Here is a 20,030-nt window from a genome sequence, read left to right on the forward strand (position 1 = left end):
TGCGCCAGCAGTTTTTCTGAGCCGCCGGCACGCCGATTGCCCTCGGCCGGCCGGTGCCGCATGGTCAATGCACCGTGCACACCATGCACGGATCAAACGACCGAACGACATGCTGAACGGCGAGCGGCACCCTTTCGCCTTCGCCCACGGGCAACCCGACCAGCGCCTGCTCGAGTGCGCCGGGAACGCCCGCCGCATCGCGTGGCGAGAAGTTCCAGGTGGTCGGGGCGATGATCTGGTAGCCGGCGATCCTGCCGCGTTCGATGCGCAGCCAGTGACCGAGAGATCCCCGCGCGGCTTCGACGAGGCCGGCGGCGCTGGCCCGATCGGGTAATTCCCATGGTGCGCAGAAGGCCTCGCCGGGCGCCAGGGCGCGCACCCAGCGCTCCATTGCCGGTACGACCAGGGCGAGTTCGAGCAGGCGGGCGACGACCCGCGCCAGCACGCTGCCGCCATCGGCCGCCACCAGCGCGCGGATGAGCGGCTGGCCGGCGACCATCTGGCGGGCCAGCGCACCGGTCTCGACGACGACGCCGTCGTAACGCGGCGCCTTGCACCAGGTATAGGCGCTGGCCTTGTCGGCAAACGCGCCGGTGAGCGGGCGCGTTTCGCCTTGCCCGGGATGTAGCGGTTGCTCGCCGTGCAGCCACGCATGCGTCACGTCCTCGCGGATCGCCTGCTCGTCGAAGGGCCGGCGTTCGTCCTGCCAGACGCCGCGCGCAAAGAGCGGTTGGCCGTCGCCGCCGCCATGTGCGTAGGCGCCGTAACTGAGAAAACTGTTGCTGGCGCGGCCGACGCGGGCGAGGCCGAGATCATCGGCGATTTCCAGGAAAAGCGGGAAATCTGCGGGCCGGCCTTGCGCCCAGGCGGCGAGTTCGTCGGCGCTGCCGAGGCCGCTGACGTTTTCGAGGGCATCCCCGAAAACGGTGCGGCTCAGAAAGGCGCGGAACGCGCTCAGGATGGCCAGCAGGCGAACCTTTTCGGTGGCGGTCACTGCGCGCGTCGTGCCGCCGGGCTGCAGCGCCAGGCTGTGTGGCCACTTGCCGGCCAGGTAGCCGATCAGTCGCAACAGGTCGGCGCGCGCCGGCAGCACCTCGCGCTGTGCCTCGCCGACAGTGGCCTGGAAACGCCTGGCGGCCGCAGCATGCCAGGAGCGATCGCAATACGCTGCGCGGGCGAAATCGGGTAGGAAGAAGAGGTAGAAGTGCGTCAGGTGGTCCGCCAGGTTTTCGCAGGCAAGAATCAGATTGCTCGCCAGGCGGCCGTTCGCCGGCATTTCCAGGCCGGCGGCGTCGGCAAGCGCGGCCGCGGCCGCGGCCGACTGTGAGACCGAGCAGATGCCGCAGATCCGCGGCACGATCACCAGCGCATCGAGCGGGTGCCTGGTCAGCAGGATATGCTCGAAGCCACGATAGAGCGAGGAACGGACCTCTGCCGAGGTGACGCAGCCGTCGGTCACGTCGAGGGTCACCTCGAGGTCGCCCTCGACGCGATTGAACGGGCCCATGCGCAGGCGACGGCTCACTTCGGACCGCTCTTCCGGATTGCCGGCGCGATCAGCGGGTGATCGGAACGTGAGTTTTCGCGCACCCGCTTCGGCGTCGCCGACTTGGACAGCGCGGCGAGCGCGACGAACCAGGCTTTCGGCATGTCGAGCGGCAGACCGGTCGGAATGCCGGCGATCTTGGCGGTTTCCAGGAACGGATGCCCGGGTTCCTCGAAACCGGGTTCGGTGCAGGAAATGCAGGCAAAACCGCCACGCACGCACGAGCCGACGCCATGCCACAGCCGCAGGTTGCAGTCGGCGTTGGCCTGCGTGCCCTGGCAGCCCAGGTTTTCCATCAGGCAGCCGAGGTCGGAGGGCTTCTGGGCACTGGCCTTGAATTCGTAGAATTCGTTGCGCGGGCAGCCGTGATGGACCAGTTGCTCGGTGTAGAAACGCGGACGCTGCCAGGCGTCGAGGTCGTTTGCGCCAAGCGCGCCAAGGGCCAGCGACAGCAGGGTGTCGAGGACCCAGCCCGGATGCGTCGGGCAGCCGGCGACGTTGATCACCGGCAGGCCCGAGGCCGCACGGAAATCCTTGCCGAGCAGACCGCCTTCCTGATCGCCGTCGAACTGCAGACCGCAGGCGTCGGTGACGTTCTCGCCGCCGGAAACGATCCCACCATAGGCGCTACAGGTGCCGATGGCGAGTACGTGCTGCGCGCGTGCGGCCAGATCACTGACCCATTCGATCACCGGGCGGCCGCTGCCGGACAGGATCTGGAAGCGCCCGCTGCCATTCGGTCCGCGCAGCAGTGCGCCTTCGACGCAGAGAATGTCGAACGGCAGACGGCCGTCGGCGGCCGCCTGCAGGATCGCCAGCGCCTCGTCGCCACAGGCTTCCGACAGGCCGGGGTGCCATAGCAGATCGAGACCGCTGTCGGCGAACTGCGCGAGCACCCCGGCGCGACTCTCGGCACCGAGCAGGGACTGCGTGCAGCCGCCGCAACCCGCCGCCTGCAGCCAGAGAAGTTTCATGCCCGCTCCAGCCCGTAACGCAGGAGCTTGTTGCGCAAGCCGACGCGCGACAGGCCCAGCTCGCTTGCCGCTCGCGACTTGTTCCAGCGACTGCGGATCATCGTTTCCTTGAGCACGCGCGCTTCGAGCGCTTCCATCCGCTCCTTGAGGCCGCCATCGACGGCGATCAGATCGAGCAGATGGTCGTCCTGCTGGTCGACCGCCGGCGAGCGCAGGATGCGTGGCGCCAGCAGGTCGGCACCGAGGCGCGGCGATTCACAGAGCGCCAGCATGCGCAGGATCTCGTTCTGCAGCTCGCGCACATTGCCCGGCCAGCGGTACGCCGCGAGACAGGCGAGCGTCTCGGTCGTGAAGCCATCGACCGCTTTGCCGAGCAGCTTCTGACTGGCTTCGAGCAGGCGGCCGGCGAGCAGCGGAATGTCCATCGCGCGCTCGCGCAACGCCGGCACATGCAGTGTCACGGTCGCCAGCCGGTAGTAGAGATCCTCGCGGAAGGTACCGGCGCGCACGTCGGCTTCGAGGTCGTGATGGGTCGCTGCCACCACCCGAATATCGACCGAATGCGGCCGCGCCGCACCGAGCGGCCGGAACTCGCCTTCCTGCAGCACGCGCAGCAGCTTGACCTGAAACGCCGGGCTGGTGTCACCGATTTCGTCGAGAAAGAGGGTGCCGCCGTCGGCCTGCTGGAAACGGCCGATGCGATCTTCATAGGCGCCGGTGAATGCACCGCGCTTGTAACCAAAAAGCTCGGCTTCGAGCAACTGGTCGGGCAGCGCACCACAGTTCTCGACGACGAAAGCCTTGTCGGCACGCCGACTGCAGTAATGGATGGCGCGCGCCAGCATCTCCTTGCCGGTACCCGACTCGCCGCTGACCAGTACGGAAAGGTCGAAAGGAGCGAGTTTTTCGACCAGATGACAGACGGCATTGAGCGGGCTGTCCGGCGTGCGGACCAGGCCGTCGAGAGCCAACTCGCGTTTGGCACGTTCGTGCTTGATCTCGACACGCCTGGCGAGCACCGGTTCGGCGGTGCGCAACTCGACCGAGAGCCGCTGGTTCTCCTGTTGCAGGCGATAGACCCTGGCCGCGGTCTGCAGCGTCAGCAGCAGTTGCTCGGGCTGCCAGGGTTTCATCAGATACTGGTAGATGCCGGCCTCGTTGACCCCGGCAATGATGTCCTCGGCATCGGTATAACCGGACAGGATGATGCGCAGGGTATCCGGCCACTGACTGCGAACGTTCTTGAGAAACTCGACGCCGGTCGTTTCCGGCATGCGCTGGTCGCAGACGATGATCTGCACCCACTCGGTTTCCATGATCCGCTGTGCCTGCTCGGCGCTCGCAGCGGTAAACACTTCGAAGTCCTCTTCGAGCGTCCGCCGCAAGGCTTCCTGCGAGCGCAGTTCGTCGTCGACGACCAGCACCGTCGGCAACCTCGACCTGGCGGTCATGGCGGCACGCTCCAGCCGAGATCGCGATGAATCGCCAGATGGCGCGGCGTCCACGAGTTCGGCGTCTTGTGCACGAAATGAAAGCGGGCGACGTGATAACTGGGATCGAAGCCGTAGAAATTGCGCTGCAGTTCGGCGAGTTCCTCCGCACGATAGCTCGCCAGCGGCTTCGCCGTTTCGTCGGCCAGGCGCCGCGCCCGCTTGGCCCGCAGCCGCTCGTCGAGGTCGGGAGCCATGGCCAGTTCGGCGGCGCGGCGAGCGACATCGACCCGGAAAGCGTCGGGATCGCCTGCCAGACAGGCGTCGATCAAACCTGCAGCGACCGCGGCGGCGGCAGTCATCGGCAGCCGGTGGTGCATGATCGCCTGCGCTCCCGCCACCCCGACGCGCGCCGGCAGCAGGTAGGTCCAGTATTCCGAGCCAAACAGGTTGCCCATGTTGCGGTAATGCGGATTGAGCAGCACGCCGGCGCGCGCCCAGACCAGATCGGCAGCGCGCGCCAGGAAGCAGCCGCCGGCGCCGCAATTGCCCTGCAGCGCGGCGATCGTGAGCTGGTTGTCGCTGCACAGGATCGCCTCGGCGAGATCGTCGATGGCGTTGATGTTGGCCCAGGATTCATCCGCCGGTGATTCAGCCGCTTCGATACAGGAGAGGTGGATGCCGTTCGACCAGTAGTCGCGGCCGCCCATCAATACCAGCACACGCATCGGCCGCTGCCGTGCCCAGGCGTACGCCGCCTGCAGGCGCTGGCATTGACGAGTGCTCATGGCGCCGTTGTAGAAGTCGAAGTGCAGGAAACCAACGCGCCCGGCTTCTTCATAGCGAATGTCCTGCCAGGTCCGGCCGGCAGGAGCGAAGTAGCCGTCGAGCGGTGCTTCGGGAATCGTCGCCAGCGCTGCTGCAAAGACCTGCGTTGCCGGCAGCTTGAGCGAGTCGCCGGGATCCTCGCGGCGCAGGTGACCGATCCATACTGCGCCATCGACCGTCGCGCGCAGGATCGCCGTCTCGCGCCAGGCGATCACCTCGCCCGGCGCGCCGGCGCGTAATGTGCATAGGGTCTCTTCGGGCCAGGCGTCGAACAGGCGGCAGGGCTCGCCGAACAAGCGATCGGCGACGCCGGGAAAACCATCGGCGGCGTTGATCCTGGCCAGCACGCGCGCCGTTTCATCGTGCTGCCAGTCGATGGCACGATCGACCTGCCTCATCAACGGCCGCTGTCTGCCTGGAATGGTCGGGTCGGCATCATCGACCGGCGTCGGCACAAAGCCGCCGACAACGAAGCGCTCGACGGCTTTCAATAGCGCGCGCACCGCGGCTTCGGTGACCTCGTGGCGATAGAGGCTCGACTTCTTGACCATTCGCATCGGAAAGGTTTCGGCTGCCCAGATCGGGCCAGCATCCATCTCGGCGTTCGCCTGCAGGACCGTGACCCCCCAATTCCGCTCGCCCTCCTGAATCGCCCAGTCGAGCGCCGACGGGCCACGGTCGCCGACGATTCCCGGATGGACCACCAGACAGCAGTACCGGCGCCAGATCGACTCCGGAATCGCGCGGCGCAGATACGGCGCAACGATCAACTCGGGCCGGAACAGCGCAACGGCTTCCTCGGCCACCACGTCGGCGATGTCGTATTCGATCGACAACTGATGCCCACGCGCGCGCAGCTCGCTATACAGGCGCTGGCTGAGGCTGTTGAAAGCGTGGCAGAGGAAGAGGATGCGCATCTCGGTTCAGCAGATGCGCGGCAATTGTTCGCCGCTCAGCCAGTCGACGATACGCCGGCCGCCAAAGGTCGTGGTCATCTGCACGAAATGCTGCGCGTCCTGATGCACGCTGCCGATCACCGCCGCACGCCGGCCGAGCGGGTGTGCCTGCATCGCGGCGAGCAGCGCGTCGCAGTCCTGCGGCGCGACGATCGCCAGCAATTTGCCCTCGTTGGCGACATATAGCGGGTCGAGACCGAGGAACTCGCAGGCTGCGGCCACCTCGGGCTGTACCGGCAGCGCGTTCTCCTGCAGCATCATGCCGACACCCGACTGGCGAGCGATCTCGTTGAGCGTCGTCGCGACCCCGCCACGCGTCGGATCGCGCAGCACGCGAATGGCCGCCCCACTCGCGCGCATGGCGGCGATCAGGCCATGTAGCGCGGCGGTGTCGGAAACGATGTTCGCGGCAAAACCGAGGCTTTCGCGCCGCGCCATGATCGCCATGCCATGCTCGGCGATGCTGCCGGAAACGAGGATCCGGTCGCCGGCGCGGGCGCGGTCGCCGGCGTAGTCGGCGCCCTCGGCGACTACGCCGGCGCCGGTGGTCGTGATGTAGACACCATCCCCCTTGCCCTGTTCGACCACCTTGGTGTCGCCGGTCGCCACAGGCACACCGGCGTCGCTGGCGGCGCGCGCCATCGATTCGACGATGCGCGCCAGATCGCCGAGCGGGAAGCCTTCCTCAAGAATGAAGCTGGCCGCCAGATACAGCGGCCTTGCACCCATCACCGCAACGTCGTTGATCGTTCCGTGCACCGCCAGGCAGCCGATGTCGCCGCCGGGGAAGAACAGCGGCGAGACGACATGCGCATCGGTGGACAACACCAGCCGGCCCGGCGGCATCGGCAGCACGGCCGCATCGTTGCCCTGCCCCAGGTAGGCGTTGCCGAGCCGTCTTGCGAACAGTTCCTCGATCAGTTGCGCCATCGCCCGCCCACCGCTGCCATGCGTCATGTCGACACGGCCTTGCCGCAGATCGAGGGGACGGACGTAGCCCTTGCGAACGTCCTTCATGACACCGCCGCCAGGTCGGCAAAACGCCCGTACGAATAGTGTGCCGCACACGCCCCTTCCGACGAAACCATGCACGAGCCGATGGGGTTTTCCGGGGTGCATACGCTGCCGAAAATCCGGCATTCCTGCGGTCGCTTGACGCCACGCAGGATCGCCCCACACTCGCAGGCCGGATGGTCGGCCACCGCCTGGTAGCGGAGCGCAAAGCGGCGCTCGGCGTCGAAGTCGGCGAATTCCTTGCGGATCCTGAGCGCGCTGTAGGGAAGCTCGCCCAGTCCGCGCCAGGCAAAAGAGCGACGCAGTTCGAAGACTTCGGCCACCAGACGCTGCGCCTTGCGGTTGCCCGCGCGTGTCACGGCGCGCGAAAACTCGTTCTCGACCACGGCCCGACCAGCGTTGACCTGCCTGATCAGCATCAGGATCGACTGCATCACGTCGAGCGGTTCGAAGCCGGCGATCACCACCGGCTTGCGATATTCCTCGGCAAAGAACTCGTACGGCCGCGTACCGATGATCGTCGACACGTGCGCCGGTCCGATGAAACCGTCGATCCGCACGCTGCCCCACTGCCGGACCTCTGGCGATTCGAGAATGCTGGCGATCGCCGATGGCGTCAGCACATGGCAGCAGAATACCGAGAAATTCCCGAGACCGAGCGCCTGTGCCTGCTTGATGAGCACCGCCGTCGGCGGCGTCGTGGTTTCGAAACCGATGGCGAAGAAGACCACCTCGCGATCAGGATTCTGCTGCGCGATGGCCAGCGCGTCGGCACCCGAATAAATCATCCGGATCTCGCCGCGACGCTCGCCCTTGTCGCCTGCATTCCTGCCCAGGCCTGCTTTCGCCTTGAGCAGCGAAAGCCCGCCCGATGCCGGAACGCGCATCGGGTCACCGTAGCTGCACAAGATGACCCCCAGGTCACGAGCAAGAGCGATCGCCATGTCGATCCGTCCGATCGGCAGCACGCAGACCGGACAGCCCGGACCGTGGATCATGCGCACCTTTGGCGGCAGCAGATCAGTGACCCCGTAGCGCGAGATGGCGTGCGTGTGCCCGCCACAGAATTCCATGAAATGATACTCGCGGTCCGCCCGCGCCGCCTGCCGAATGGCCGCCGCCAGGCCTCTGGCCAGATCTCCGTCACGAAACTCGTCGATGAACTTCATTTCGCACTTTTGCCATGAGCGGTCAAGCCGGGGGTGCCTGGCAAACCACCGGCCGCGCCGGATCACTGCACCATTCGCTCCACGAACCCGCATAGAGGCGCGCCCCCGGCAATCCGGCGATTTCCATTGCCAGCAGGTTGTGGCAGGCAGTGACGCCCGAACCGCAAGACATCACCGCCTGCTCCGGAGGACTTCCGGCCAGCAGGGCCAGGAACTCGCGGCGCAGTTCGGCAGCCGGGCGAAAGCAGCCGTCGACGTCGAGATTGTCGCGGAAAAAGCGGTTGCGCGCGCCGGGAATATGCCCGCCCACCGGATCGAGGGTTTCATTTTCACCACGGAAGCGCTCAGGGGCACGTGCGTCGATCAGGCAGAAGCCGCTCTGCCCAAGACTGGCGAGGACCGCGTCGCTGCTCGTCACCGCCGCACGCAGATCGACCTCCAGCGTCGCCGGCGAGGAACTCGGTGAATCGGTCGCCAGCGGCCGTCCCTCCACCAGCCAGCGATCGATGCCACCGTCGAGCACCGCGACGCGATCATGGCCGAGCCAGCGCAGCAACCACCACAGACGGCTGGCAAAGGCGCCGCCGGCGTCGTCATAGGCGATTACCTGCGTGTCCAGGGCTACGCCCGCCGCGCCCAGTTTGTCGGCAAGCAGCAATGGATCGGGCAAGGGATGGCGGCCGTTGCGGCCATTCGTCGGCCCCGACAGATCCTGATCGAGATGCAGGAAAAAAGCGCCTGGCAGGTGAGCGGTCGCGTAGGCCCGGCTGCCCGCTGCCGGATCGTTCAGCTGATGACGGCAGTCGAAGACACGCCAGCCAGGATCGAAGAGATGATCGGCAAGGACTGCGCTGCTGACCAGGGTTCCATAGCTCATGCCAGCCCCTCCCCTTCCGCCAGCCAGGAACGCGCATCGACTTCCTCGTCGAAGATGCGCATTTCGGCGCGAACAAAAATCTGCGACAACCAGGCGCTCCAGGCCACCCACTGGCTATGCGTCAGTACGGCAATACGGCTGAAATCATTGGCATGGGCGCGCGCAAAGACGATATCTTCCCAGGCTACGTCGATGGTGAAGTCGGCCATTTCGCGCAGGTCAAAAAACAGGTCGACCGGTCCCTCGAACTGGATCGCGAAATTGACGGCATTCTCGAACTCCTTGTAGTCGGCAAGAGTGAATTCCGCATAAACCGTGACTTCGACGCGCTTCGGCTGTTGTTCGATGACAATCATGGCAGGCCCCCTTTTGCGATGCGCCAGTGTAGCATCAGTCCCGCCAGGCAGGTCTGCAGCTCGCAGGCGCGGCATGTTTTCATTTGACCGGAAGCCCACTAATAGGCTATTTTCGCCAGTTTGAGCCGAGCCTTTCCGATGCCACGACCAAAATCCGAGCATCCTGCCGACACTGCCCTCTCCGGCAAGGCAGGAGTAGCCGTTGGCGAGCTGAAATTCGAAGCAGCTCTCGCCGAACTCGAACAGATCGTTCAGAACATGGAGGGCGGCCGTCTGCCGCTCGAAGAATCGCTGGCTGCGTACCGACGCGGCAGCGAACTGCTCCAGCACTGCCAGCAGCAACTCGGCGATGCCGAACGCCAGATCCAGATTCTCGAGAATGGCACGCTGCGCGATTTCGAGCCGGATGGCGGAGTGGCGCGATGAGCACGCCTTCCTTGCAGCCCGCCAATCCCCACCGGCTGTCCTTTGCGGACTGGATGTTCGCTGTCCAGGCACGACTGGAAGCGACGCTTGCCCGCTGTCTGCCGCCCGGCGAAGCCATTCCAGGCCGTCTGCATGAAGCCATGCGCTACGCCACCCTGAATGGCGGCAAGCGGGTACGCCCATTGCTGGTGTTCGCTGCCGGCGAATTGACCGATGCTGCAGCAGAGCGACTGGACATCGCCGCCAGCGCCGTCGAGCTGATCCATAGCTACTCGCTGGTGCATGACGACCTGCCGTGCATGGACAATGACGTGCTGCGACGCGGCCGGCCGACCTGCCATGTCGAGTACGATCAGGCGACCGCCCTGCTGGTTGGCGACAGCCTGCAGTCGCTGGCTTTCGAGCTGCTGGCGCGCGAGGATTTCGGTGACCCCTGCCGGCAACTGGAAATGCTGCACCTCCTGGCGCGCGCCAGCGGTTCCTGTGGCATGGCTGGTGGGCAATCGATCGACCTGGAAGCCGTCGGCAAAAGCCTCGATCAACCCGAACTCGAATTGATGCATACCCTCAAGACCGGCGCCCTGATCCGTGCCGCCGTGCTGCTCGGTGGACTGTGTGGCAAGACACTGACGGTTGCGGAACGTACATCGCTGGATCGCTTTGCCAAGCGCGTCGGCTTGCTGTTCCAGGTCGTCGACGACATCCTCGACTGCACGGCCAGCACGGCGACGCTGGGCAAGACGGCAGGCAAGGATGCCGATGCTGAAAAACCGACCTACGTCACCCTGGTGGGGCTTGACCGCGCACGTGAATTTGCTGCCGATCTCAGGGTACAGGCACTCGAAGCCCTCGCCATTTTCGATGTGCGTGCGCAGCGGCTGGTCGAACTGACCCATTTCATTACTCAGCGCAAGTTCTAAGAACCATTTCTGGCTGCCACCGGGCGCTTCAGCAGGACTATCCATGACTCGTTACCCTCTACTCGACACCATCAGCGATCCAGCGCAGGTACGCAAACTTGAGCGCAAGCAACTGCCGCAACTCGCCGACGAGTTGCGCAGCTTCCTGGTGGAATCGGTAGCCAGAACCGGCGGACATCTTTCTTCGAACCTCGGCACGATCGAACTCACGGTCGCCCTGCACCACGTATTCGACACCCCGCACGATCGCCTGGTGTGGGACGTCGGCCACCAGACGTATCCGCACAAGGTGCTCACCGGTCGCCGTTCCGGCATGGCCAGGCTGCGGATGCACGGCGGCATTTCAGGTTTTCCGAAACGTAGCGAGAGCAAGTACGACACTTTCGGCGTCGGTCATTCATCCACCTCGATCTCGGCTGCACTCGGCATGGCGCTGGCTGCCAAGATCAAGGGCGAGCCGCGCAAGGTCGTGGCGATCATCGGCGATGGTGCAATGTCCGCTGGCCAGGCTTTTGAAGCATTGAACAATGCCGGCGTGGCGGATGCCGACATGCTCGTCGTGCTCAACGATAACGACATGTCGATCTCACCCGCAGTGGGTGCCCTCAACCGCTACCTGGCACGGCTCTTCTCCGGCGGCAGCTTCAATGCCGCGCGCAAGGCAGGCGAGAAGATTCTCGACTTTTCGCCATCGCTGCGGGAATTCGCCAAACGTGCCGAGGAGCACGTCAAGGGCATGCTGACGCCTGGCACCCTGTTCGAGGAAATGGGATTCAACTATATCGGCCCGATCGACGGCCACGACCTCGAATCGCTGATCCCCACCCTGCAGAATCTGAAAAATCTGAAGGGGCCGCAGTTCCTGCATGTGATCACCAAGAAGGGGCAGGGTTACAAGCTGGCAGAGGTTGATCCGATTCTCTACCACGGAGTCTCGAAGTTTCAGCCCGAGGTCGGCATCGCTGGTAGTCCGAGCGGGGTCAAGCCCAGTTACACGCAGATTTTTGGCGACTGGCTCTGCGACATGGCGGCGGCCGACCCGAAACTCGTCGGCATCACCCCGGCCATGCGTGAAGGATCCGGCCTGCTGCGCTTCAGCCAACGCTACCCGGACCGCTATTACGATGTCGGTATTGCCGAGCAGCATGCCGTCACCTTTGCCGCTGGCCTGGCTTGCGAGGGGCTGCGGCCGGTGCTGGCGATCTATTCGACCTTCCTGCAGCGCGGCTACGATCAACTGGTGCATGATGTCGCGCTGCAGAATCTGCCAGTGGTCTTCGCACTGGACCGCGGCGGCCTGGTCGGTGCCGATGGTCCCACCCACCATGGCGCTTTCGACCTCTCGTTCCTGAGCTGCATTCCCAATATGGTAGTGATGACTCCGTCCGACGAGGACGAGTGTCGCAAGATGCTGACCACCGCTTACCGCCTCGACGGTCCCAGTGCGGTTCGCTACCCGCGCGGCAGCGGTGCCGGCCTGGCCATTGACAAGGAACTCGTCGGACTACCGGTAGGCAAGGGTGAAATCCGCCGTCGCGGTAGCGGCGTTGCGCTGCTCGCCTTTGGCAGCATGCTGACGCCCGCTCTCGCTGCCGCCGAAGAACTCGATGCCAGCGTCGCCAACATGCGCTTTGTCAAACCGATCGACCGCGACCTGATCATTGCGCTGGCTGCGGAACATTCTCTGCTGGTCAGCGTCGAAGAAAATGCCGTGATTGGTGGTGCAGGTTCCGAGGTCGAACGCGTCCTCGAAGAAATCACCAGTCCGACTCGCCTGTTGCGGCTGGGAATTCCCGACCACTTCATCGAACACGGAGATCAAGCACTGCTGCTGGCGGAAATCGGCCTGGATCGCGAAGGAATCATCCGTGCAGTACGCGCACGCCAAGGCAACATGGCGGATTCGGGCGAGTCGATGCGAGCGTCCCAAAAATAACTACCTGGAGCAGCAATGAACGCACCCGAAACCCCACGCAACCCCGCAGTCATGGCGGACGTCCAGGGCTCGGCCGATACCCGACAGATCGCCATCAACAAAGTGGGGATCAAGGCCATCCGTCACCCGGTCAAGGTGCTCGACAAGTCTGGTGGCATCCAGCATACGATCGCCATCTTCAACATGTATGTCGGCCTGCCGCACAACTTCAAGGGCACCCACATGTCACGATTCGTGGAGATTCTCAACAGCCACGAACGCGAAATTTCGGTCGAGAATTTCCCGGCCATGCTGCGTGAAATGGTAGACCGGCTGGAAGCCGAAACCGGTCATATCGAAATGAGCTTTCCGTATTTCATCAACAAGACGGCGCCAGTGTCGGGAGTGCAAAGCCTGATGGATTACGACGTGACACTGATTGGCGAGATCTGTCACGGCCGTATCGAGTCGACGATCAAGGTCACTGTTCCGGTCGCCAGCCTCTGCCCGTGTTCCAAGCAGATTTCCGAGCGCGGGGCGCACAACCAGCGCTCCCATGTCACCGTTACTGTCCAGATCAACGATCACCTGTGGATCGAAGAACTGGTTCGTTTCGTCGAAACCGAGGCCTCCTGCGAGTTGTACGGCCTGCTCAAGCGTCCTGACGAGAAATACGTCACCGAGCGGGCTTACGACAACCCGAAGTTCGTCGAGGACATGGTGCGCGACGTGGCGGCACGTCTCAATGCCGAGCGTCGTATCGATGCCTATGTGATCGAGTCCGAAAACTTCGAGTCGATCCACAACCACTCGGCTTATGCGCTGATCGAAAACGACAAGCGGGTTTCAGCTCCCGCTTGAGTCTCCCCGGAAACGCGGCGCAGTCGCCCGCTCTCCCGACTTCGCCGCGTCACCACAGAACACGCAGGAACGCGCGTTTTCAGCGCTGCCGGCGGACCAGCTTTTCCTTGATCCGCGCCGACTTGCCGGAGCGCTCGCGCAGATAGTAGAGCTTGGCACGCCGTACGTCGCCACGACGCTTGACTTCAATCGCGGCCACCAGCGGCGAGTAGGTCTGAAAAGTACGCTCGACGCCCTCGCCGGATGAAACCTTGCGGACGATGAAACTGGAGTTGAGGCCGCGGTTGCGCTTGGCGATCACCACGCCTTCGTACGCCTGCAGGCGCTCGCGTGCGCCTTCTTTCACCTTGACCTGGACGACGACCGTGTCGCCCGGTGCAAACGGCGGTATGACCTTGCCCAGACGGGCGATTTCTTCCTGCTCAAGTTGCTCGATCAGATTCATTTTAGAACTCCATGCAAGCGAATTACGCTTTATTGTCCTGACCGCATTGCTCCTGAAACTTCACCAGGAGTTGCGTTTCCGATTTTGACAACGCGCGTCCCGCCAACAACTCGGGACGTCGCTGCCACGTTCGACCCAGTGCCTGTTGCAGGCGCCAGCGTCGTATCTCCTCGTGGTGACCGGAGAGCAGCACCTCCGGCACCCGCAGCCCTGCGTATTCCTCGGGCCGGGTATAGTGCGGGCAATCCAGCAAGCCCGCCACAAACGAATCCTGTTGTGCCGACTCGGCATCGTTCAGCACCCCCGGCAACTGCCTGACAACCGCGTCCAGCAGTGCCATCGCCGGGATTTCACCCCCCGAAAGGACGAAATCTCCGATGGAAATCTCCTCATCGACACAGCGTGCGATGAACCGCTCATCGATTCCTTCATAGCGCCCGCAAACCAGCAGCAGTGCTTCACCGGCCTGGGCCAGGCGCAGTACCCGCGCATGCGTCAGCAGCGGGCCCTGCGGCGACAGACAGATGACGCGGCTGGCGGACACACCCAGTGCCTGTTGCCGCGCTCGCGCCGCCTCGATTGCCGCTTCCAGTGGCGCCGGCATCATCACCATTCCCGGTCCACCGCCGTATGGACGATCATCGACGCTACGGTGCCGGTCGTGCGTGAAATCACGCGGGTTCCACAATTGCAGGCTCCAGCGCCCGGATTCGAGAGCCCTGCGCGTCACCCCCGACTGCGTGAGTGCGGCAAACATTTCAGGAAACAAGGTCACGACATCGGCGACAAACGGCCCCGCCTCTGACGCATTCACCAATCCGTTTCCCACTCAACGCGAACCCGCCGCTCGGCAAGGTCGACATCCAGCACTACCGCCGCCACGAAAGGCAACAGTCTTTCGCCACTCTCGCCATCGCCAACCCGCAGCACGGCGTTGGCCGGCGTTTCGATCAAACCGAGAATCCGACCCAGTGATTGCTCGCGGGTATTGCGCACTTCCAGACCAAGGAGGTCTGCCCAGTAGTATTCATCGGTCGCCGTCGGCGGCAAGGCTGCGCGCGGAACGCCAACCAGAGCACCCCGGATGGCTTCAGCAGCGGTACGATCGGCCACGCATGCGAGCCGGGCAAGCAGCAGATCGTTATGGAGCTGGCACCTGAGCAGTTTCATCTGACGCCACAGGCCGGGAGCATCGCCTTCCCTACCGACCCACCAGTGCGTCAGTCGCGACCAGGCCAATGGATCGTCGGCAAACGGATGTACGCGCACCTCGCCCTGCAGACCGCAGGCAGCGACAATCTTGCCGAGGACCACGATATCAGCAGGCGGAGATTCCGGGGCAAGCGCCGCAGTGGTGTCAGGCACGCCAACGACGGACAAGGTTCAGGCCGCCGCTACCACCTTGGTGGACTGCTTGAGCAGGCGAGCCACCGTTGGCGAAGTCTGGGCGCCCTGCTGCTGCCAGTAACTGAGACGGTCAGTCGCAATGTGCAGCCCCCGCTCATTGCCAGAAGCCTGCGGGTTGTAGAAGCCGATGCGCTCGATGAAGCGGCCATCACGGCGAGCGCGTGAATCAGCGACCACCATATTGTAGAAGGGGCGCTTCTTGGCGCCACCACGGGCCAGACGAATAACAACCATGTCAGTCTCTTCCAAATCCAGGAAAAGGGTGAAATTATAGCAAGAAAGCACAAGAAAAGATGCACATGCGCGACGATCCCACGATCCGTGCAAAAGATCTCCGCCAGAGGCCAAAAGCCATGGCAACGGAAACTTCACACTCCCTTCCATCTGGCCTCGCAGGTATAATCGGCGCAACCGCAGTGCTAACACAACGCTTGGATTTAAAGGCATGCCTTTGGACTCCGCGGTAGCTGCCATGTGCCACCACAAGCCAGTTACCAACGAGGCTGACAACATCACGACGCAAACCCCTTTGGCAGGTTGCTGATGACCGAAATCGCTTCCAATGCTGCTGACACAGATCGCAACGCGGCGCGTCCGCGGGAACTGCGAGATATTCTTCAGTGGCTCGCGTCGCCACTGGCGCCGCGGTCTTTAGACGAACTTCCTCTGTTGCGCTTGCACCTGAAGGATCTGCACGACGTCCAGGCGACACCGCTGCAACGCGCGCATGCCCTTGACCGTCTGTACAAGCGTGGCATGACGGTCATTGCGTGTCTGCTCCCGTCGGTGACCAGCGAGCTGGTGCTACCCGTGCCACGCAAGACGCGCCGCATCGTCAACAGTGTTCTGGATCTGCTGCAAATGCTCGCTGATGATACGCTTGCACTGCAGGAGGGAGTCCCGCGGCCGGCCCCTCCGCCGGAACTGGCTCTGTGGCGAAGCCTGCAGGCGCTCGCACAACAGCTGATGATCAGTCACTTGATTGCCTGTCCAACCCCTACCGGCTGCTGGCAACAGCTGCATCAGACCTATGCCACGGCGCGACGTCTGCAAGTGAATACTGCGGTCCCGAAGGGCACTTCGCGCAGCCTGCAGGATGTCTACTATTCGGCAGTCCTGCTCGGCTGTGCTCAGCCTGCGTCATTGACGCCACTGGAAGTCCTGTTCCTCGCGGCCTACTTTGAACGCTTTGCCGACCAGGTGGAAGTACTCTCCGCAGCGCTGCCCATAACCCCGGGAACTTTCTGGATCGACCCGGCACGCGACGTAGCCGCCTTATCGTCCTTACGCAAGATTTCTCGACCAACAGACCTGCCGGATTGTTTTTCTTGCCTTCGCCTGTGCTTGCTGCTCAAGGACCAGATCGCCCAACTCGATGCAGGCATCCCCGCGCAAGAGCTGAACCTGCCGGACTTCGCAGGCACGCCGGCCGGACGCGGCGTCCTGGTCCGCCTCGCGGCTCGCTGGGGCGATTCGGGAAAGCGCCGCTTTCTGCGCCGCAGACAGAACCACCGGACGCTCCTCGGTACCGGCATCGACGGACTGTGGCAACTCAGCAAGACAGGAGAAGCAGCCAATGTCAACGTATCGACCTGGATGGTGACCAACGAAAGCCCCGAGGGCTATGCCGTCATGCATGTTGCCGGCAACACCGGGGCACTGTCGGTTGGAAACGTGGTCGCCATCCGCACGGACTCTGACCAGAACTGGCAGATTTGCCTGGTCCGCTGGGCTTTGTCTGAAAACCCCGAGCATCTGGAACTCGGTTTGCAAATACTCGCGCCCAAGGCTGTGCCGGCCATTCTCGCGCAGCCATCCCATGGCACAGGGACCGAGCATCTGCGAGTGCTCATTCTGCCGGCGATCCCGAAGCTACGTTCCGGTCAAACACTGGTGGTCGCCACCGGGGCGTTGCCGAAAGAGCGCAAGAAACTGCTGCTGCTCATCGAGGGCGATAACATCAGCGTGCGCGAAGTCCACCGCACCAGCATTGACGAACAGACCAGCAGCGTCGAGATCCTGTCGATCGAACCTGACCAGAACCCGTTTTGATGTGCAAGAACAGTCATGACCGTTCAGAGGTGCCGTTTCCGGCGCTGTTTCCAGGACCTCTGAACTCGGGCAGGGTCGCCGCCACCAGTGCACCCAGCAGCACCACCGCCCACGACAGGTAGAGCCACAAGAGAAATATCGGCAACGTTGCGAACGTGCCATAGACTACTGTATACGTTGGGAAATTCGACAGGTAGAACTCGAATCCCTTTTGTAGCAGCAGGAATCCCAGGGCGGCAAACAGCCCTGCCCATGCCGAGTCGCGTGACGCCACCCGGGTATTGGGGAGCACATGGTACAGCCCGCCAAGAAACAGGCTTGCAATCACCAGCCCGAGTGCCTTGAACAGGATTCGCCTGACCCACGGCAACTCGTCCAGAACGCCCAGCGAAGTGGTGACGGCATACGAACTGGCCAGCAGCACGCTACCAATCACCACTGGCCACAAGACAAGCAGGGCGGCAAACAAACGCAGGCGCCGCCACCAGGGACGCGTCTCGCGCACCGACCAGACGTGATTGAAGGCACGCTCAATGGTCAGCAACAGCATCAGGACAGTCGCCACCAAAGCCAGCGAACCGACCGCAGTGACATTCGCCGCCTTCTGGGAAAACTCGAGGACGTACGCGATGATCATCCCGGCGCCACGCTCCGGCAGCAGACTGCGGGCCAGAGAAAGCTCCAACTGCTCAACAATGCTCGGGAAAAAGGGAACGAGCGCGACAATGCTCAGAACAACGGCGACCAGTGGTACCAATGACAGCAGAGTGGTAAAAGCGAGGCTGGCGCTGATCTGATCGAAGTTCTCCTCGACAAAGCGACGTCGGACGCGCGCCGCAAAACGACGCCAAGGAAAATGTGCGGGAGACATAAGGTGGATATAATAGCTGCATGCCTGAAAAAATCGACACTTGATGATCCGCAGTCTCTACCTGGTGGCCTGCAGCAGCCTGATTGCGCTGATTTTTCTGTGTCTCGCCTGGGAGTTGCGCCTCGCCCCGGTCCATCCGGGCGGCTCCTGGCTGGCCCTGAAGTGCCTGCCGCTGCTGGCGCCGCTATTCGGAATCCTGCATGGTCGCCGCTACTCGTACCAGTGGGCATCGATGCTGATCCTGCTGTATTTCACGGAAGGCATCGTCCGTGCCACCACAGAAAGGGGCACCGGGCAGTGGCTGGCGATCGCCGAAACCATCCTGGCGCTGATCTTTTTTGGCGCCAGCGTCGCCTACGCCAGACTGACCCGCCCCTCGGCACGCTGAATCACGCCCACGCCCGCCTCGCGCTGGCCGTCAGACATCGCCCTGCGGATCCAGACGATCGGGAAACTGCAGTTTGTTCAAGGCATTGAGGTAGGCCTTCGCCGAAGCAATGACGATGTCGGTATCAGCACCATTGCCATTGACGATGCGGCCGGCCTTTGCCAGACGAACGGTTACCTCGCCCTGGGCGTCGGTACCCGTGGTAATCGCGTTGACCGAGTAGAGCAGCAATTCGGCACCGCTGGCAGCGATCGATTCGATCGCCTTGAATGCTGCGTCGACCGGACCGCTACCAATCCCCGATGCCTTCTTCTCGACACCACCAACCGTCAGCGTGACATCTGCTGCCGGCGTTTCGCCGGTTTCCGAACAAACCCTTGAATAGACCAGCTTGAAGTACTCGCCATCGGGCGCCAGGTCTTCATCCGAAACCAGTGCCTGCAGATCCTCGTCAAAGATTTCATGCTTCTTGTCGGCCAGTTCCTTGAAGCGGGCAAACGCAGCATTCAGTGCCTCCTCTCCGTCGAGAACGATACCCAGCGCCAACAGGCGCGACTTGAAGGCATTGCGTCCCGAGTGCTTGCCGAGCACCAGTTTGTTCTGTGCCCAGCCAACATCCTCGGCACGCATGATCTCGTAGGTTTCGCGATGTTTGAGCACACCGTCCTGGTGAATCCCGGATTCGTGCGCAAACGCATTGGCACCGACGACGGCCTTGTTGGGCTGCACCGGGTAGCCGGTAATCTGGGAAACCAGCTTCGACGCAGGAACGATTTGCGTCGTATCGATGCGCGTCTGCACGGGAAAAAGGTCACTGCGAGTGCGTACCGCCATCACTACTTCTTCGAGCGAGGCGTTGCCTGCCCGCTCCCCCAGGCCATTGATCGTACATTCGACCTGGCGGGCGCCGGCCAGCACTGCCGACAGCGAATTCGCGACCGCCATGCCCAGATCGTTGTGGCAATGGGTGGACCACACCACCCGGCTTGCCCCTGGCACGCGCTCGATCAGGGTGCGCATCAGATCGCCCCACACCGAGGGGACACTGTAGCCGACGGTATCAGGAACATTGATGGTGGTGGCTCCCGCATCGATGGCCGCAGTGAAAACGCGACAGAGAAAATCGACCTCAGAGCGCACCGCATCCTCGGCCGAGAACTCGACATCGTCGGTGTATTCGCGTGCCCAGTGCACGGCACGCACGGCCGCATCGACCACCTGATCGGGCGTCATGCGCAACTTCTTCTCCATGTGGATCGGGCTGGTGGCGATGAACGTATGAATACGCCCGCGCGCTGCCGGCGCAATCGCCTCACCGGCACGACGAATGTCATTCTCGTTGGAACGAGCGAGCGAGCAGACCGTCGACCCCTTGATGATTCTGGCAATCGACTGAATGGCCTCGAAGTCACCGGGTGACGCCGCCGCAAAACCCGCCTCGATCACGTCAACCTGCATGCGTTCAAGCTGGCGCGCGACGCGCAGCTTCTCTTCCCTGGTCATCGAAGCGCCCGGGCTCTGTTCGCCGTCGCGCAAGGTCGTATCAAAAATTACCAAGTGCTCTTTCATGTACTGACTCCGGAGATAAGGATGGA

20 protein-coding genes are annotated in these 20,030 nt (G+C 63.3%); 6 read left to right on the forward strand and 14 right to left on the reverse strand.

All coding sequences use genetic code 11. The features are described 5' to 3' along the window. Positions 1-64: 64 nt before the first annotated feature. Genes V5B59_RS18265 through V5B59_RS18300 form a run of 8 tightly spaced genes read right to left on the reverse strand, consistent with a single transcriptional unit; the run spans position 65 to position 9,150 of the window. Positions 65-1,525 (reverse strand): nickel-dependent hydrogenase large subunit, encoded by a 1,461-nt coding sequence (locus V5B59_RS18265; RefSeq protein WP_308240048.1) that lies wholly within the window; start codon positions 1,523-1,525, stop codon positions 65-67. Next, on the reverse strand, positions 1,522-2,520 hold the full coding sequence (locus tag V5B59_RS18270) for a HupU protein (RefSeq protein ID WP_169069366.1): 999 nt from the start codon (positions 2,518-2,520) through the stop codon (positions 1,522-1,524). The genes V5B59_RS18265 and V5B59_RS18270 overlap by 4 nt, the downstream gene beginning before the upstream one ends. After that, on the reverse strand, positions 2,517-3,971 hold the full coding sequence (locus tag V5B59_RS18275) for a sigma-54-dependent transcriptional regulator (protein ID WP_169069367.1): 1,455 nt from the start codon (positions 3,969-3,971) through the stop codon (positions 2,517-2,519). Before V5B59_RS18275 ends, V5B59_RS18270 begins: the two co-directional genes overlap by 4 nt. Continuing rightward, positions 3,968-5,695, reverse strand: a complete 1,728-nt coding sequence (locus tag V5B59_RS18280; RefSeq protein ID WP_169069368.1) for a hydrogenase maturation protein — start codon at positions 5,693-5,695, stop codon at positions 3,968-3,970. The genes V5B59_RS18275 and V5B59_RS18280 overlap by 4 nt, the downstream gene beginning before the upstream one ends. 6 nt (positions 5,696-5,701) lie before the next feature. Continuing rightward, positions 5,702-6,751 carry a hydrogenase expression/formation protein HypE gene (gene hypE, locus V5B59_RS18285; protein ID WP_169069369.1) on the reverse strand — a complete coding sequence of 350 codons (1,050 nt, stop codon included), beginning with the start codon at positions 6,749-6,751 and terminating at the stop codon, positions 5,702-5,704. Continuing rightward, the gene (gene hypD / locus V5B59_RS18290) at positions 6,748-7,917 is read right to left on the reverse strand and encodes a hydrogenase formation protein HypD (protein WP_169069370.1); all 1,170 of its coding nucleotides are present in this window, start codon (positions 7,915-7,917) and stop codon (positions 6,748-6,750) included. Before hypD ends, hypE begins: the two co-directional genes overlap by 4 nt. Before the next feature lie 22 nt (positions 7,918-7,939). Then, positions 7,940-8,794: a sulfurtransferase gene (locus tag V5B59_RS18295; protein WP_169069371.1), complete on the reverse strand. Its 855-nt coding sequence runs from the start codon at positions 8,792-8,794 to the stop codon at positions 7,940-7,942. Further along, positions 8,791-9,150: an STAS/SEC14 domain-containing protein gene (locus V5B59_RS18300; RefSeq protein WP_169069372.1), complete on the reverse strand. Its 360-nt coding sequence runs from the start codon at positions 9,148-9,150 to the stop codon at positions 8,791-8,793. Before V5B59_RS18300 ends, V5B59_RS18295 begins: the two co-directional genes overlap by 4 nt. Before the next feature lie 138 nt (positions 9,151-9,288). On the opposite strand from V5B59_RS18300, the gene V5B59_RS18305 reads away from it, so the two are divergent. Genes V5B59_RS18305 through folE2 form a run of 4 tightly spaced genes read left to right on the forward strand, consistent with a single transcriptional unit; the run spans position 9,289 to position 13,272 of the window. Beyond that, a complete protein-coding gene (locus tag V5B59_RS18305) occupies positions 9,289-9,576 on the forward strand; it encodes an exodeoxyribonuclease VII small subunit (protein WP_169069373.1) in 288 nt (95 codons plus the stop codon). Then, a complete protein-coding gene (locus tag V5B59_RS18310) occupies positions 9,573-10,496 on the forward strand; it encodes a polyprenyl synthetase family protein (protein WP_169069374.1) in 924 nt (307 codons plus the stop codon). The genes V5B59_RS18305 and V5B59_RS18310 overlap by 4 nt, the downstream gene beginning before the upstream one ends. A 43-nt stretch (positions 10,497-10,539) precedes the next feature. After that, entirely contained in the window at positions 10,540-12,432 is a 1,893-nt protein-coding gene (gene dxs, locus V5B59_RS18315; protein WP_169069375.1) for a 1-deoxy-D-xylulose-5-phosphate synthase, read from the forward strand. 15 nt (positions 12,433-12,447) lie between these two features. Further along, the gene (gene folE2, locus V5B59_RS18320) at positions 12,448-13,272 is read left to right on the forward strand and encodes a GTP cyclohydrolase FolE2 (protein WP_211203296.1); all 825 of its coding nucleotides are present in this window, start codon (positions 12,448-12,450) and stop codon (positions 13,270-13,272) included. 79 nt (positions 13,273-13,351) lie between these two features. Here the strand turns inward: folE2 and rplS are convergent, their stop codons facing one another. The 4 genes from rplS to rpsP form a co-directional block, all read right to left on the reverse strand. Continuing rightward, entirely contained in the window at positions 13,352-13,717 is a 366-nt protein-coding gene (gene rplS / locus V5B59_RS18325) for a 50S ribosomal protein L19 (RefSeq protein ID WP_034918938.1), read from the reverse strand. A 22-nt stretch (positions 13,718-13,739) separates the two neighbouring features. Next, a complete protein-coding gene (trmD, locus tag V5B59_RS18330) occupies positions 13,740-14,531 on the reverse strand; it encodes a tRNA (guanosine(37)-N1)-methyltransferase TrmD (protein ID WP_034918932.1) in 792 nt (263 codons plus the stop codon). Beyond that, positions 14,528-15,034, reverse strand: a complete 507-nt coding sequence (gene rimM / locus V5B59_RS18335) for a ribosome maturation factor RimM (RefSeq protein WP_034918940.1) — start codon at positions 15,032-15,034, stop codon at positions 14,528-14,530. Before rimM ends, trmD begins: the two co-directional genes overlap by 4 nt. A gap of 66 nt (positions 15,035-15,100) precedes the next feature. Continuing rightward, positions 15,101-15,358, reverse strand: coding sequence for a 30S ribosomal protein S16 (rpsP, locus tag V5B59_RS18340; RefSeq protein WP_034918928.1), 258 nt, complete (start codon positions 15,356-15,358; stop codon positions 15,101-15,103). 435 nt (positions 15,359-15,793) lie between these two features. On the opposite strand from rpsP, the gene V5B59_RS18345 reads away from it, so the two are divergent. After that, on the forward strand, positions 15,794-17,176 hold the full coding sequence (locus V5B59_RS18345) for a hypothetical protein (RefSeq protein WP_169069376.1): 1,383 nt from the start codon (positions 15,794-15,796) through the stop codon (positions 17,174-17,176). Between the two features lie 13 nt (positions 17,177-17,189). Here V5B59_RS18345 and V5B59_RS18350 read toward each other — a convergent pair whose 3' ends face one another. Then, positions 17,190-18,047 carry a YihY family inner membrane protein gene (locus tag V5B59_RS18350; RefSeq protein ID WP_169069377.1) on the reverse strand — a complete coding sequence of 286 codons (858 nt, stop codon included), beginning with the start codon at positions 18,045-18,047 and terminating at the stop codon, positions 17,190-17,192. A gap of 43 nt (positions 18,048-18,090) precedes the next feature. On the opposite strand from V5B59_RS18350, the gene V5B59_RS18355 reads away from it, so the two are divergent. After that, on the forward strand, positions 18,091-18,435 hold the full coding sequence (locus tag V5B59_RS18355; protein WP_169069378.1) for a DUF2069 domain-containing protein: 345 nt from the start codon (positions 18,091-18,093) through the stop codon (positions 18,433-18,435). A gap of 30 nt (positions 18,436-18,465) precedes the next feature. On the opposite strand, the gene V5B59_RS18360 is transcribed toward V5B59_RS18355, so the two are convergent. Continuing rightward, positions 18,466-20,004, reverse strand: a complete 1,539-nt coding sequence (locus V5B59_RS18360; RefSeq protein ID WP_169069379.1) for a 2-isopropylmalate synthase — start codon at positions 20,002-20,004, stop codon at positions 18,466-18,468. Between the last annotated feature and the right edge of the window lie 26 nt (positions 20,005-20,030).

Source organism: Candidatus Accumulibacter contiguus, from assembly GCF_036625285.1.
In the GTDB taxonomy this organism is placed as follows: Bacteria; Pseudomonadota; Gammaproteobacteria; order Burkholderiales; family Rhodocyclaceae; genus Accumulibacter; species Accumulibacter contiguus.